This window comes from Phycisphaerae bacterium, assembly GCA_024102815.1.
Lineage (GTDB): Bacteria > Planctomycetota > Phycisphaerae > UBA1845 > UBA1845 > JAGFJJ01.
Genome location: JAGFJJ010000026.1, coordinates 40687 through 54998, shown reverse-complemented (window position 1 = coordinate 54998; position 14312 = coordinate 40687). Strand labels below are relative to the sequence as shown.

The following is a 14312-nucleotide window of genomic DNA, read 5'->3' as shown; positions in this document are numbered from 1 at the left end:
GTCATCCGTAGCGCAAGGCGGAACCGCATGCAAAACAGATTGGCTATATTCCTGGTGATATTCGGAGCGGCCTGGTCCGTCGGTTGCAACACGACGCGTTTGGCCGGAGCTTCAAAGGTTGAAGAGAAAGAGACCATCGATGCGGCACCGCCCGATGCCGACACGAGCAGGCGACTTCTGGACCTGGAGCGTCAGTTTCAGGAGAAGAAGCGTGGGTCGTGCATTACGCTCAGCGATCATGCCTTCGACGACCTCCGTGAGGACGCCCGCTTTCGCGCACTGATTCGCAACCACGTGGACACGGCCGAGTCGTGGATGTTGCCCCCGGACGAACCCGGACAGCGTCTGATCGTTCAAGGGACCATCCGAAACGACATCGGCCAGCCCGTCGAAGACGCACTCGTCTACGCCTACCAGACCGACCCCAACGGCATCTACTCCCGTTTGCACGGCGGCAACACCGCTAGCATGGGCGACGCTTTGAATCCCCGCATCTTTGCGTATGTCCGCACCAAGGATGACGGTCGCTACGGTCTGATGACCGTTCGACCCGGTGGATACCCCGGCGGCGGTCCACCGGCGCACATTCACGTCGAGATCGAAGCTCCCGGCCACGAGCCACTCGTCACGGAAGTGATGTTCGCGGACGACTTGCGCATGACACCGGACACGCGCGAGCGAATGGAGCGCATCGGGTTCGTCGTTTGTCAGCCCACGAAGGACCAACAGGGCAGACATTGCTGCGCGGCCGATCTCGAAATGAAGCGGACGGTGTCGGATGCGTTCTGATCGCTATGACGGCCAAACAGAGAATAAGGCGATGCGGGACGCCCCCCATGAGGAGCGCCCCCCGCACCTGGAAAGCGACCAAGTAACTCTCAGCCGACCTATCGCGCGGCAAGCCCGTTGGCCCCAGCAGGCAGTCCGAGCGTTGTTTCCAGGGGCGCGAGCTGTCCGCTCTCGCGCCCGAATTCAAACGATGCGATGGTTTGATTGCCACTGTTGAGAACGTAGAGGAAGCGGCTGTTGTTGGAGAACGCCGCGTCAATCGGGCGGGCGTCCGGCGCGATATCGGCCGTCACCCCGTCTGCATTGAGGATGTCTAGCGCTGCCCAGCGCCGTTCGATTTCGAACCCCGTAACGGTCCCGCTGCCGGTATTGGTCGTGTAGGCGAATCGCCCGCTGCGCGGTATCGCCACCCAGCACGCCGCCGTTTCCGTCGTAGGCACCAGCGCGTCAATTGCTTGAACGCCGCCGTTCCAGCGCAACCGATAGGAGGATACCGTCGCGGCCTCAGGGGCGCCCCCAAATGCTTCCGAAACGACGAAGTCGTACGGATCGGCGAAGGCGAATCCGAACGGCGTCTCACCGGCCGATGGCGTCGAGACCGGTGACCCCGGTACGCCGCGGCGGTCCACGCGGAAGACCGTGATCGTGTTCGTGGCCTTCTCCGTGACGACCAGGAAATCACCGCGCGGGCTGAATTGGATCTGGGCGGCGCCCGTCATGTCCGCGCCGCTGAGCGGGCGCATCGAATCCGGGATCATCGTCAATTCACCGTCTTCATCCAGGTAGAAGCCGACGATGCTGCCGGCGCCGGCGGCATTCAGGACGTAGACCAACCGGCCGTTCATCGTCACGCTGACAGGCATATCGCCGCCGGAGGGCACGATGTCGGTGAGCACAATGTCATCGCGGAACGCGCCGAAAACGGACACGTCGTTGCTGCCCGCATTCACCGCCAGGAGCCAGCGATTGTTGTCGCTGAGAATAACGCCCCCTTGATTGCCCAATCCGGAGCCTGTGCCCAGCCCGCCGGTCGGAACAACATCGCCGGGCGTCAGCAGCCCGTCCGCATTGCGCTCGAAAACGAGGATTTCATTGCCTTGGGGGTCGTTGCTCGCCGTATAGACGGCGCCGACCCCATTATCATGCGTGTGCGGATGATGGCGCGCGAACGCCGGTGCGCAGGCGGCCAGCAGCGTGATAATTCCCAGTGTTTTTGCCGGTGTCAAACTTCGTAGGCGCTTAAATCGGTTCATATGGTCAACATCTCCTTTTCCCGGGGCGGGGACTGGTCAATTCGGCACCGCGCTGAACCACCACTTCCCGCCGGACGAGCGTTCAGGTCACGTAGCGTTGGTCGCCTGACGAAAGCATCCCTGACATGGCTTGCTCAGATAACGTGGAATTCAGGGGTTGGTCTGCCGGAAGCCGCTGATGCGCGTGATGCGTGTGACTGCGCTGATACCGTTGTGCCTGCTTAACCTTGTAGAAGGGAGCGCAAGCATCGGAGATTGACCTTATCCAGGTCGGTTCCCCGACGGTCTTTGCCCTTGGGCGTTTCGAGAATGAACGGCAGGCCCGCTAAACGCGTGTCGTTCAAGAAGTGGGCGAAAGCGGCTTTGCCGATGCGGCCTTTGCCGATGTGCTCGTGGCGATCCACCCGCGAGCCCAGATCCTTCTTCGAATCGTTGACATGGATGCAATGTACGAGTGTCGCTCCGATGACCCGATTCAGCTCGTCCATCATTGCGCCGTACGATTCGGCGGAGCGAAAGTCGTAGCCAGCCGCAAATAGGTGACACGTGTCGAGACAAATGCCCATTCGAGCGCGGTCTGTCACGCCCGCCAGGATGTCGCGCAAGTGCTCGAAGCGATGACCGATTGAACTTCCCTGCCCGGCCGTTGCTTCGAGCAGGATTCGCACGCCGCCGGCAGTTTGCCGTATGATCTCATTCAGTGAATTGGCAACCGTCGCAATGCCTTCTTCCAGCGAGCGGTCGAGGTGAGCGCCGGGGTGTACGACCAGAGCGACGATGCCGAGTTGCGCACAACGGTTAAGTTCGTCAACCATCGCGTCGATGCTGCGCTTTCGAACCTGGGCGTCGGGGGCGGCCAGATTGATCAGATAGGCCGCGTGCGCAACGACGGGCGCGATGGAGGCGCCTTGGAGCGCCCCACGAAAGGCCAAGATTTGCTCCTCCCTGAGCGGCCCGGCGTGCCACTGGCGCTGGTTTTTCACGAACACCTGCAGCGCATCACATCCCACTTCCCGGGCGCGCTCGCAGGCCAGATGAAGGCCCCCGGCTACCGAGAGATGTGCGCCGAGCCGCGGGCCGCCGGCGTGGTCGGCAGGTCGCTTGGATCCGGATCGGGCCGTTCTTGTAACTTTTTTTTGGGGCACAACTTACAGTCCGATGAGGGGCGCCTGGGCGCCCGGAAAAGGTCCTTGTCGGCGGAAGACAAACAAGTACTTGACGCCGGCGTTGGTTGCGATAGTATACAGGGCTCCCCCACGTTTCCGGTCCTTGCCGGATCCGTCGGGGAGAGGCTCTTTGACAATCGAAGACGCGGACGCAGGTTCGGAGGCCGGACTCGGGTTTTTCGTTGCGAAAAACCTCGCGGATGGCTGTCCGGACCGAAGGTTTGTGGATCTCACATGACACCTGTCCTGGTAGTGGCGCTGGCGTGGGGCTTGTCCCTGCGGCGGCGCGGCGAAGGGAGTGGGTGTCGAGCGCCGAAAGGTCGGCTTGACGCGGCAATGAAGCCTGCTTGGCGGTTCCGGCAGAAGTTGGGTCTGGATCGTCGTGCAGCCTCTCATAATTGTGGTCAAGCTATTAAGGGTGCATGGGGGATGCCTAGGCGTCGAGAGGCGATGAAGGACGTTGCAGCCTGCGATAAGCCTCGGGGAGCTGGCAAACGAGCTTTGATCCGAGGATCTCCGAATGGGGAAACCCGTCGTCACTGGGCAACCAGATGGCGGCATCGCCGGGTGAATGCATAGCCCGGCGAGGCAAACCCAGGGAACTGAAACATCTCAGTACCTGGAGGAAAGGAAATCAACCGAGACTCCGTCAGTAGCGGCGAGCGAACGCGGATCTAGCCCAAACCGTGGTGCTTGCACCGCGGGGTTGCGGGCCCTCAAGGAGTTACAAAGGCGTCGTTAGCGGAAGGGCTTGGAAAGGCCCGGCATAGAGGGTGACACCCCCGTACGCGAAAACGATAGCCCTCCGTTGAGAGGTGTCCCAGAGTAGCGTAGAGCTCGTGGAACTCTGCGTGAAGCTGGGGGGACCACCCTCCAAGGCTAAGTACTACTCGACGACCGATAGTGAACAAGTAGGGTGACTGAAAGGTGAAAAGAACCGCTTTAAGCGGAGTTAAAAGAACCTGAAACCATGCACTTACAAGCGGTGGGAGCACCATGCGGACTTGTCCGGAGGTGTGACCGCGTGCCTTTTGCATAATGAACCGGCGAGTTATGGTTTGCGGCAAGGTTAATCCGTTCCGCGGAGGAGCCGTAGCGAAAGCGAGTCTGAACAGGGCGATCAAGTCGTAGGCCATAGACCCGAAACCACGTGATCTACCCATGGCCAGGCTGAAGCGACCGTAAAAGGTCGCGGAGGGCCGAACCCATTAACGTTGAAAAGTTATGGGATGAGCTGTGGGGAGGAGTAAAAGTCTAATCAAACGTGGAGATATCTGGTTCTCCCCGAAATAGCTTTTGGGCTAGCCTCGGGACACTACGCTGTGGGGGTAGAGCTACTGAATGAGACGAGGGCCCTGCCCGGGTACCTCCCTCAACCAAACTCCGAATACCACAGCGACTATCCCGGGAGTCAGTCTACGGGGGCTAACCTCCGTGGACAAAAGGGAAACAACCCGGATCGTCGGCTAAGGTCCCCAATCCATGCTAAGTGCGAAAGGAAGTCCTTTTTCTGAGACAGCGAGGATGTTGGCTTAGAAGCAGCCACCATTTAAAAAGTGCGTAATAGCTTACTCATCGAGAAATTGGGCGCCGATGATGAACGGGACTTAAGCATGGTACCGAAGCCACGGGTTCTCGTAAGAGAGCGGTAGGGGAGCGTTGGTAGGCAGATACAGGCCATACCGTGAGGAGTGGTAGTGGGCCTACCAAGTGATTATGCCGGTATGAGTAACGATAAAGAAGGTGAAAATCCTTCTCGCCGTAAGCCTAAGGTTTCCTGGGGAAGGGAAATCCGCCCAGGGTTAGGCGGTACCTAAGACGAGGCTGAAAGGCGTAGTCGATGGACAGCAGGTTAATATTCCTGCCCTCCGTTGTGCGATCAAACCGTAGTGCGTCCTCTTCAACTGCAGCCCACGAGAAGTTGCGAGGGTGGCCGAGAGGCCGAGGCCGATTTGTTGCCGAAGTGCAGGGCGAGGGGACCGAGAAAAGCTGCGGGGGCAATCAGCGGATCCGTACTAAAACTGACACAGGTAGGCGAGGCGAGTAGCCTCAGGCGCTCGAGAGAACGGTCCTTAAGGAACTAGGCAAATTGACCCCGTAACTTCGGGAAAAGGGGTCCCTACCCCTTCGGGGGAGGGCGCAGAGAATCGGCTCTGGCGACTGTTTATCAAAAACACAGGTCTCTGCTAACACGTACAGTGGATGTATAGAGACTGACGCCTGCTCGATGCGGGAATGTTAAGGAAGTCGGTTAGTCGCAAGGCGAAGCTGGCAACCGAAGCACCCGTAAACGGCGGCCCTAACTATGAGGGTCCTAAGGTAGCGAAATTCCTTGTCGGGTAAGTTCCGACGCGCATGAATGGCGTAACGACTGGAGCACTGTCTCAAGGACCGACTCGGTGAAATTGTAGTTGTGGTGAAGATACCACATACCCGCGGCAAGACGGAAAGACCCCGTGAACCTTTACTGTAGCCTTGTATTGGTCACAGGCATCACATGCGTAGGATAGGTGGGAGGCGATGATCTGGCGGTCCCGGCCGTCAGGGAGCCATCCTTGAAATACCACCCTTGTGCTGTTTGTTACCTAACCCCATTCCGTGAATCCGGGTGGGGGACCGTGCTAGGTGGGCAGTTTGACTGGGGCGGTCTCCTCCTAAAGAGTAACGGAGGAGCGCAAAGGTCGGCTCAACGCGGTTGGCAATCGCGTTTCGAGTGCAAAGGCATAAGCCGGCTTAACTGCGAGACTCACCAGTCGAGCAGATACGAAAGTAGGCCTTAGTGATCCGGTAATCCTGTGTGGAAGGGTTATCGCTCAACGGATAAAAGGTACTCCGGGGATAACAGGCTGATGACTCCCGAGCGTTCATAGCGGCGGAGTCGTTTGGCACCTCGATGTCGGCCCATCACATCCTGGGGGTGAAGGCGCTCCCAAGGGTCCGGCTGTTCGCCGGTTAAAGTGGTACGCGAGCTGGGTTCAGACCGGCGCGAGCCAGGTCGGTCCCTATCTGCCGTGGGCGTACGAAACTTGCGAGGATGTCTCCTTAGTACGAGAGGATTAGGAGGCACGTGCCGCTGGTGTACCAGCTGTCCCGCTCGGGGCACCGCTGGGTAGCTAAGCACGGAAAGGATAACCGCTGAATGCATCTAAGCGGGAAGCCCCCCTCAAGACCAGGTTTCGATGTCAATGACTGAAGGCCCCTGGTAGACTACCAGGTCGATAGGCGGGAGGTGTAAGCACAGTGATGTGTTCAGCTGACCCGTACTAATGGCCAAACGCTTGACCGCAATTATGAGTGGCTGCGCAGCCCACCTTTCGACGGTGAGCTTCTCAGACCCGCGTCCGCGTCTTCGATTGCCAGAGAATTGCAAGCAAAATAAGAGAGGCCCGGGAGGTTTTCTCCCGGGCCTTTTGCGTTAGCAGAGTGATTGGAGGAAGCCTGGCCTACGGCGTTTTCGTCACGGGACCGGAATTGGATTCCGGGCCCGCAGTCTCCGCGGCTGCCGTCGGCGGTGTTGTCCCGTATTTCTCCTCGAATTTCGCCAATTGGACGGTCGAGAGGATGGCCTTGAGCCGCACGACCATCTCCTCGAAGTAGCCGTGAATGGGCTCGAGCAGCTTCTTTCGCTGGTTCTCAATGTCGCGGATCTTCTTGTGGTCCTTGGCCTGCTGCGCCTCCTGAAACGCGACACCCATCCGCCGAAGCTCATCCTCATTTGCCTTGCGGAAGCCTTCGGCCTTCTCCTTGAATTCCTTGAGAATCGACCGGGCGGTACCGATCTGGCCTTCGCTCAGGCTGTACTCCTTGATGAACTCCTCGACGAACGTTTCGAAGTAGTCCGGCTTGAATACTTCGATAATCGGATCGGGCGGCGGCGGGGGCGGCGGTAAGCCTTCGGGTGGCCGCGTCGGCTGCGGGGGATTCTCCGCCGGGCGCTGCGTGGGAAAAATGCCGCCGCCGGCGTTGCCCTTTTCCCACCCCTCAAGGTTGGTATCGATCCGCTCGAACGTTTTCTTCATCTCCGCCAGGTCAAAATCGTGTACCGCCTTCTGCTCCGGCGTGAGCATCTGCCGCCATTCTTCGTTCCCTTCGTAAATGGCATCCTGGATCAGCTTCATCAACGGCCGGGCGAGCTTGCCGAACCGGGCAATCTCGTCCTTGTCCTGCGGCGGGTTCAGCCCCATCTGGTACTGGAGCACGTCACGGATCGCCGGCCAGATCTCTTCCTCGTGGTCGCGGAGGAACTGCTGGACGCGCCGTTTGATCAACTCGCGCGTTTTCTCCGTCTGCTCGTCGTTCAGGTTATAGCGAATGGCCAGGTTGCGAACCACGATTTCCTGGTACTGCTCGACGGTGGCTGCCGTCATGGCGAAGTTGGATTCATCGGACTTGCCTCGCACAGCCTTCTCCTGAGCGAAGCCGGGCGCGGCGACCGCGATCAGGGCCAGAAGTAACGTCGGAAATTTCGCGTATCGAGAGAGGGACATCTGCGGTGAATACCTCCATGAACTGGGAAGACGTCGCATAATACTGGACCCGTGTCCGGGTCGGGAGTCATTGGTCTCAATTACATTATAACCCGCGGCCGCATGTCAGGGTTGCATGCGGCGCGGGGCAGCCCGCTGCGCAGCATTCCGAGACCACGGCGCGCAGCGCTCGCGGGTCAAAGCTGGTGCGATCGATTCTGCCATGTGGATCGCAGAGAGCAAGAGCCGGGGCGATTTAACGGACTTCCTCTGGTTCAGCCGGCTGTGAAATAGCGAGGAGCGGGGCAAGTCCGGACATGTCATTTTCCGGTGACGCTGGGGTGAAGGACCGTGTGGGGTCGTGCGGCCCGCCATTGGAAATCCTGCGGTAGGCCGGATGCGACTGGCCGAGCTCCCAATGCCTAGAAGGCAACTCGGCGAATCGCCTTACGAAGGGTCCGGACGGACGTGGCGATCGCGATCCGCCAGCGAATTTTGCCCAGTTTACGTGACAGTTCGCCCAGCATGGGACTGTCGGGGCAGGTACGACGCCCGTCCCTCAGCACCTCACGGGCTTGGTTCCATTGCCGGAGCCGGACGTGGCCCACGGCCACATGGTAGATTGCGGCGTCGAAATCCGGGCGGATTTCGGTTGCTCGGATCAGATGACGCAGACCATCGCTCCACTGGTCAAGCTGGTAAAAGCAGAGGCCAAGGTTGTAATGCGCAAGGGCGTGATCAGGTTCCTCTCGCAGGACGCGACGATACCAGTCCGCGGCCGCAGGATAGCTTTCCAGGAAGAACTCGCAATTTGCCAGGAGCAGGAACGTGTTGGTGCCGGCCGATTCCTCCCGAACGGCGCGCATGAGCTGGACTCGGGCGGGAGCAAACCGCTTGAGTCGGAGCAGTGTCTCACCATAGCGCTCTGAGAATCGCTCGAGGAGGTTCTGGCCTCCGGAAAATGACTCCACGGCTTCGAAGTAACGACAGGCCTCAGCCGGACGATTTCGATCCAGCCACAGGCAACCCAGGGCAAAGTGGGATTCGATGTGGTCTGGTTCCAGGTCGATGACATGGGCGAGTTTTCCCAGGGCGGCGCCCACGTCGCCTGCCTCAAGGCTCAACTCAGCCATCTCGTAGAGCAGATCCGTGTTGCCGGGATCGTCGCGCAGCTCGCAAAGATAGTGCGTACGGGCCTTGTCAGTCTCGTTTAGGGACCGGTAGGCCTGAGCGATACGGCGGTTGACGCCCGGCTGCTCCGGATCCAGCTCCAGCGCCTTCTTCCAGCAGAAGATCGCCCGCTGGGTCTCGCCGCGTTCCGCGAGGGAACAACCGATGTTGAAGTAGCAGAACGGGCACTGATCGTCGAGCTGCTGGGCGAGGTAGAACATCTCCTCCGCCCGATCGTGCTGATCCAGCTCCGCGTAGATGCCAATCCGGTGGCAGTAGGCCGGCTCGAAGTCGGGATGCGTGCGGGCCAGTTCGTCGAAGATTTCCAGCGCCCTGGCGTACCGGCCTTGTCGAGCGAGCGAGGCACCGAGCGCGGCTACAACCTCATGGTCATCGCCACCCAGATCAAGCGAGCGTTCGTAGGCCTCAGTCGCCTCCGACAATCGGCCCAGCTCGTCGAGCAGGCAACCGCGCTGAGCGTGCCAGGCAGCATTGTTCGGATTGATCGACAATGCGACGTCGATCTCGGCCAACGCTTCCTCGAAGCGCTGCGACTCCGAAAGCTGCTGGGCCCGTTCGACCCGCTGTTCCGCCTCGAACCAATCGTTCATGGTTCCACCCAATGCGCTATCGGTGGGATGAGTTCCCCACGTTTGATTCTATCCCCCTTATCGGACACAGGCAATCGAAGATCGAGCCGGAAAACGCCGCGGAATTCGTGCCGAGCCATACGCTCCGTCCCCGACTCGAAGCTCGGCCCCGCCCTTGCGAATCGTTCAGCTTCTCCAAGCACGTTCGCGACCGCTCGTGTGCGAGCTTGACGGGGCTGACGCGCCTCGTACGATTGCCGCGGTCAGGCTCGTTGCGGAAGGACGTTCATCCATGCTACGCCGCGTGCAAAGCGCCGTCCGGACATCGGCACCTTGTCTTGCGTTACTAGTCGTCGGCGGGCTGTCGGGTTGTATGCGACCGGCGGCGGCGCCGGTGGTGTCAGCAGCGGGGATTGTTCCCGTCCGTGAAACTGGGGTCGAACGGCAACGGGTCTGGGAAGCCGCCGAGCAAACTCTTCGGGATCGCGGCTACGAATTTGACCGCTACGATTCATCCGTGGGCGTCCTGACCACGCGACCGGAGGTCTCGCAGCAGTTCTTCGAGTTCTGGCGGAGAGATGTCGCCACGTGGCGAGACTGGGTTGAGGCCAGCCTCAACGTGATCCGCCGCTGGGTCGAAGTTCGCTGGGTGGACGAGGACGGGGCCCCGGAGGTCCGGGTTGCGGTCTACAAGCAGCGGCTCTCCGCGCCCGATCGCCAGTTCAATAACTCCGGCGCGGCCTACCAGATCTTCGGTGAAAATCTCCCGTCAACGAGCGGTTCGAAGATCCTCCCAGGGGCGGAGCAATGGATCGATATGGGGCGTGACCCGGCCATGGAGGCAAAGTTGGCTCAGGAAATCGCTCGTCGCGCGGATTCCCCGGCTTCTGAAGACCCTTCGTGAAGTGAAGTGATGTTCGCCGCCGCCCAACCTTCGAGCGTTGTCGGGCGATCGCACGATCGGACGACTGTAGAAAGAAGTCCTCATCCGCCGGTGGCCCACACGCGCCTGCAGCGCCATCTTTCCGGGCTCCTCGTCGCGCTGGCAATTGTCGCATCTCCGGTCATTGCGGGGGATGGAACAATGCCGGTTACGCGCGTCGCGGCCTCGCCGGATGCCATTGCCATCATGCTGCCTGTCTCCGTCGACGCTACCCCCGAGCCCGTGCGGTCGTTCTTGCGAAGCCGGGCCGAACAAGTGTTGGCCGCGGCCCTTGATTCGCGGCCTGCCGACCGGGATTCTGACGCCGCCGGCTCTATCGACTCCGAATATGTGTGCCTGGAGAGTCTCCGCGCCGGCGCGGATCGGGGTGAGGAATCCAAGCAATCTCCGCCGGTGCTCCCCCGAGACGTCGAGAGCGCGAAGCGGGCCGCCCGTCGAGCCGGCGTACGCGAACCCGGCTCCCTGCCCTGGAAGTTGATGGAACACTATGACGCACTGGTTCGCGCCTGGCGGGCCAACGATGAGGCGGGCGTCGTGCGTGCATCCGGCGCGGTTTGTCGACTCGCCCTTCAGGCTGCTTTGCCGTTCAACACGGTGTGTGCGGTCGGCGATGAGCAGGCCGGGGCGCTGAGCGAGAACGCAAGTACGAGCCTGCTCGCGGAGGATCGGTCGGTTGCTGCCCGCCTCCAGGCCGGTCTGATGCGCCGGCTTCGGGCGCAACTGGCCTACGAAGTGCGGGTGTTTCCAGAGCGTTACGAACTGCTCGGCGATCCATTCAAGGAGGTTTGCGAGACGGCTTGGCGCGCCAATGAAGCCGTCGGAGATTTGATCCGCGCGGATCGCGCCGCACTTGATGCTCTCCGGATTTCGGACGCGGATTCATTCTCGGTGCGGTCCGATGCCTACTACCTGCTCCTGAGCAAAAGTGCCGGTGGCGTGATTCGTACCCGCCTGGAGGACGGCGCGCTGCTGGCGGCGAAGCTGCTCGGCACGGCTTGGTACGAGGCGGGCCGGCCGTCCATTCCACTGGTCCCGGCCGAGGTGGCGAAGGTCGAAGCATCGAGCGGTGACGAAGAAGTGCAGTCGGTGCCGGAGGCGCTCGTCGGGAGCCGCAATTCCGACAAGTATCATCGGGCCGGTTGTCCCCACGTCCGGCGGATTCGCGAAGAGAATCTCGTGCGGTTTGATTCGATCGAAGATGCCGAAAACGCCGGACGGAAGCCGTGCAGCGTTTGTCGTCCGGATGAAGCGCCCAGCCCCTCAGACGGCAAATCAAAGTAGCGTCTTTTCGCTGATTTTCCGGAAGAATCTGGAAACAAGAAAGGGTGCCTTGTAGGTAAGGCACCCTTCCTCGTGATGTGCTTCGGGCTTCGCGTTTCGTCGATTCAGTCCAACCCGGCTGCCGTGGCGTGAGTCGGATCGAACTTCTCTTCGACGCGCCTCGCTCCGCCCGTCACCATCGTACTACATGGTTGACTTCTTGGCCTTGCGAGACTTCTTCTTTTTCTTCTTCGCGGTCTTCTTTTTAGTCGTCTTCTTCGCGCCAGCTTTCTTCTTCTTGGCGGTCTTCTTCTTCGACGACTTCTTGGCCGCTTTGCGTTTCTTCGCCATCCGTATCACCTCCTTTCTGCGCGGAATCGTACACAATTCCTTCGTCCTGTCAAAACATTTTTCCTATTTACGGTGGATTCGCGCGGCCGCCCCCCAAAGCCTCGTGGGTGCGCGGCGGTGTGCTCGCGCCCACGATCATGCGTGGAAGGCGGAATGTCGCACGACGACAAGACGACATCCGCAGCACCACCGAATCGGTCATGAGCTTGTCCGGGACATGCTGTGCAGGTGGGTGTGGCTCGATCAATTCCCCGTTGCGTGCTTTCGATCTCGCGATGTTCTGCCTGATCGCCAGAACCCGCTGCCGAATGACGAATTACCGCGATCGAACAGGTCATCGCATCCGTCATCGGCAGAATTGCGCTCGAAACTTTCGTATGAGTCGCCTTCGGAAAGGGAGGATTTCGAAGTTTCGATTCGGTATTCCGGGTGCGAAGCGTTGCTGATTCGGCGAGGTGCGCGAGCGATGGTTTCCGATGTTCCCCGGTCGAAATGCGCGATCCGCGAGCCAATCAGCAGTCGACAACACTCGCTACGCCTCCGTTTCCGGGAGCGCGAATGCCGCCCCCAAGTGCCCGTCACAGGGGCTTTCGAGCTCGATTTCGCGGATGAGGGGCGGCGTATCTACTTGGAACGCTCGATGTACTCGCCGGTCCGCGTGTCGATCCGCAGACGCTCTCCGATCTCGATGAACGGGGGGACCCGGACCTTGGCGCCGGTTTCCATGATGGCGTCTTTCATCTGGTTGGTGGCCGTCGCCCCCTTGACCACCGGCGGAGTGTCCGTCACCTGGAGATCCACTACCAAGGGTAGCTCGAAAGAGACCATCTGGCCTTCGTAAATCTGGCATGTTACGGGCGTGTTGGGCTTGAGCCACATGGCCGCGTCCCCGACAAGATCCGCACTGACCGGAATCTGCTCGTAGTTGGACGTGTCCATGACCACGTAGTTTTCCCCGTCGCGGTAGAGGTATTCGTACTGCTTCGACTCGACAAACGGTACCTCGATCCGGTCGTCCACGTTGAAACGGACATCCTGGATCGTCCCCGTTCGGAAATCCTTGATTTTTGCCTGCATGTAGCTGCGCTTGTTACCCTTGGCGACATGCTGAGCCTCGTGAACGATGGCCAGTTGGCCCTCATAAATAATCGTTCGACCCTTCCGCAAATCCACGGCCTTGATCATCGTCGATAGCTCCCCGAAGCGCGAAATATCCCTAGGCTGAAATTAAGCCGCGCGATGATCCCAAACGCCCGCCCTGCGGTCAAGGCGCGGCGCGGCGAGTCGGAGACCGGTCCCCGTTTCCGATAACGTTGCTCGGCCTTACGGCGGTTCTACAATAAATGGATGGGGCGATCGAAGCGGAAAGCTGTTCAGCGCTACCACGACCGCGTCGCGACGCGCTATGACCAAAGCTATGAGGATGCGTTCTGGCGATGGCACGACAGCCTTACCTGGGTTCACCTCAAGTCCTACCTGCCCAGGAATCTCCGCGCAAGGGTCATCGACCTGGGTTGCGGGACTGGAAAATGGGCCGCCAAGCTAATCAAGAGCGGGTTTTCCGTCAGCTGCCTGGACATTTCCCCGGCGATGCTCGACCAGTGCCGAAGGCGTTTCGGGGAGGATGCGAGTTCCGCGCCCGTCGCCTACCTCCAGGCCGATCTTTGCACCATGCCCCAGGTCGAGGATGATTCGTACGACTTCGCGGTAGCTTTGGGTGATCCCATCGGATGCAGTGAATCGCCCCCCCGTGCTCTGGCCGAGATCCGCCGGATTCTCGTTGACGGAGCCGTGCTCGTAGCCACGTTCGACAACCGTCTGGCAGCGATCGACTTCTATCTCCAGGCGGGAAACCGGGGCGATTTGGAGCGCTTCCTGCGCGACGGTAGGACGCGGTGGCTAACGCGTGATCCGAAGGAGCAGTTTCCGATCACAACCTGGTCTCCCGCGCAGATCAGCGACGTGCTCTCCGCGGCGGGTTTCGAGTTGTTGGACATGATCGGCAAGACGGTCTTGCCCATGAGGCATTATCGGGCTCTTCTGGCCGAGTCGTCCGAGCGGCGGGCTTGGGCGCGCGTGGAGAAGTCGCTCTGCCGGGATCCCGGCGCAATCGGGCGCGCCTCGCACATCCAGGTGGCCTGTCGTGTGCACAAAAAGCGGGGCTGAACCCGAAACCGCGACCGTTTCGGCCATGCCGGCTGGTGGGGATGACCGGACGGATTCAACTTTCCGCTTGCGACCTGTCCACCGCGCGCCCATAATCCCCGGAATGTCTGTTCCGGTACGTCCGGGGCAACGTTATTTGAAAAACCGCGTCCGAGGGG

At 60.5% G+C, this 14312-nt stretch carries 10 protein-coding genes and 1 rRNA gene; 5 read left to right on the top strand and 6 right to left on the bottom strand.

Annotated elements, in window-relative coordinates; genetic code table 11:
• Positions 1-27: 27 nt before the first annotated feature.
• The gene (locus J5J06_07060) at positions 28-789 is read left to right on the top strand and encodes a hypothetical protein (protein MCO6436828.1); all 762 of its coding nucleotides are present in this window, start codon (positions 28-30) and stop codon (positions 787-789) included.
• Positions 790-887: 98 nt separating this feature from the next.
• Here J5J06_07060 and J5J06_07055 read toward each other — a convergent pair whose 3' ends face one another.
• Both J5J06_07055 and J5J06_07050 read right to left on the bottom strand, forming a co-directional pair.
• A complete protein-coding gene (locus tag J5J06_07055; GenBank protein ID MCO6436827.1) occupies positions 888-2042 on the bottom strand; it encodes a beta-propeller fold lactonase family protein in 1155 nt (384 codons plus the stop codon).
• A 221-nt stretch (positions 2043-2263) separates the two neighbouring features.
• Positions 2264-3187 (bottom strand): deoxyribonuclease IV, encoded by a 924-nt coding sequence (locus J5J06_07050; GenBank protein ID MCO6436826.1) that lies wholly within the window; start codon positions 3185-3187, stop codon positions 2264-2266.
• 423 nt (positions 3188-3610) lie between these two features.
• Between J5J06_07050 and J5J06_07045 the strand changes: the two genes are divergently transcribed.
• Positions 3611-6494: ribosomal RNA gene (locus J5J06_07045) — 23S ribosomal RNA — on the top strand.
• A gap of 157 nt (positions 6495-6651) precedes the next feature.
• Here J5J06_07045 and J5J06_07040 read toward each other — a convergent pair.
• Both J5J06_07040 and J5J06_07035 read right to left on the bottom strand, forming a co-directional pair.
• Positions 6652-7695 (bottom strand): hypothetical protein, encoded by a 1044-nt coding sequence (locus tag J5J06_07040; GenBank protein ID MCO6436825.1) that lies wholly within the window; start codon positions 7693-7695, stop codon positions 6652-6654.
• A gap of 401 nt (positions 7696-8096) precedes the next feature.
• Complete coding sequence (locus J5J06_07035) at positions 8097-9455, bottom strand: tetratricopeptide repeat protein (protein ID MCO6436824.1); 1359 nt, start codon at positions 9453-9455, stop codon at positions 8097-8099.
• A gap of 271 nt (positions 9456-9726) precedes the next feature.
• Here J5J06_07035 and J5J06_07030 point away from each other — a divergent pair, with 271 nt between their 5' ends.
• Together J5J06_07030 and J5J06_07025 are read left to right on the top strand one after the other, a co-directional pair.
• Positions 9727-10338, top strand: a complete 612-nt coding sequence (locus J5J06_07030) for a hypothetical protein (protein ID MCO6436823.1) — start codon at positions 9727-9729, stop codon at positions 10336-10338.
• Between the two features lie 180 nt (positions 10339-10518).
• The gene (locus tag J5J06_07025) at positions 10519-11658 is read left to right on the top strand and encodes a hypothetical protein (GenBank protein MCO6436822.1); all 1140 of its coding nucleotides are present in this window, start codon (positions 10519-10521) and stop codon (positions 11656-11658) included.
• Positions 11659-11841: 183 nt separating this feature from the next.
• On the opposite strand, the gene J5J06_07020 is transcribed toward J5J06_07025, so the two are convergent.
• Positions 11842-11988 carry a hypothetical protein gene (locus J5J06_07020; protein ID MCO6436821.1) on the bottom strand — a complete coding sequence of 49 codons (147 nt, stop codon included), beginning with the start codon at positions 11986-11988 and terminating at the stop codon, positions 11842-11844.
• A gap of 624 nt (positions 11989-12612) precedes the next feature.
• Complete coding sequence (efp, locus tag J5J06_07015) at positions 12613-13173, bottom strand: elongation factor P (protein ID MCO6436820.1); 561 nt, start codon at positions 13171-13173, stop codon at positions 12613-12615.
• Positions 13174-13335: 162 nt separating this feature from the next.
• Between efp and J5J06_07010 the strand changes: the two genes are divergently transcribed.
• A complete protein-coding gene (locus J5J06_07010; protein MCO6436819.1) occupies positions 13336-14154 on the top strand; it encodes a methyltransferase domain-containing protein in 819 nt (272 codons plus the stop codon).
• The last annotated feature ends 158 nt before the right edge of the window (positions 14155-14312 follow it).

Bases quoted from the DNA above. Each gene is read 5' to 3' on its own strand.
- J5J06_07060 (MCO6436828.1), top strand. From the start codon at position 28: ATGCAAAACAGATTGGCTATATTCCTGGTGATATTCGGAGCGGCCTGG.
- J5J06_07055 (MCO6436827.1), bottom strand. From the start codon at position 2,042: ATGAACCGATTTAAGCGCCTACGAAGTTTGACACCGGCAAAAACACTG.
- J5J06_07040 (MCO6436825.1), bottom strand. From the start codon at position 7,695: ATGTCCCTCTCTCGATACGCGAAATTTCCGACGTTACTTCTGGCCCTG.
- J5J06_07035 (MCO6436824.1), bottom strand. From the start codon at position 9,455: ATGAACGATTGGTTCGAGGCGGAACAGCGGGTCGAACGGGCCCAGCAG.
- J5J06_07030 (MCO6436823.1), top strand. From the start codon at position 9,727: ATGCTACGCCGCGTGCAAAGCGCCGTCCGGACATCGGCACCTTGTCTT.
- J5J06_07025 (MCO6436822.1), top strand. From the start codon at position 10,519: ATGCCGGTTACGCGCGTCGCGGCCTCGCCGGATGCCATTGCCATCATG.
- J5J06_07020 (MCO6436821.1), bottom strand. From the start codon at position 11,988: ATGGCGAAGAAACGCAAAGCGGCCAAGAAGTCGTCGAAGAAGAAGACC.
- efp (MCO6436820.1), bottom strand. From the start codon at position 13,173: ATGATCAAGGCCGTGGATTTGCGGAAGGGTCGAACGATTATTTATGAG.
- J5J06_07010 (MCO6436819.1), top strand. From the start codon at position 13,336: ATGGGGCGATCGAAGCGGAAAGCTGTTCAGCGCTACCACGACCGCGTC.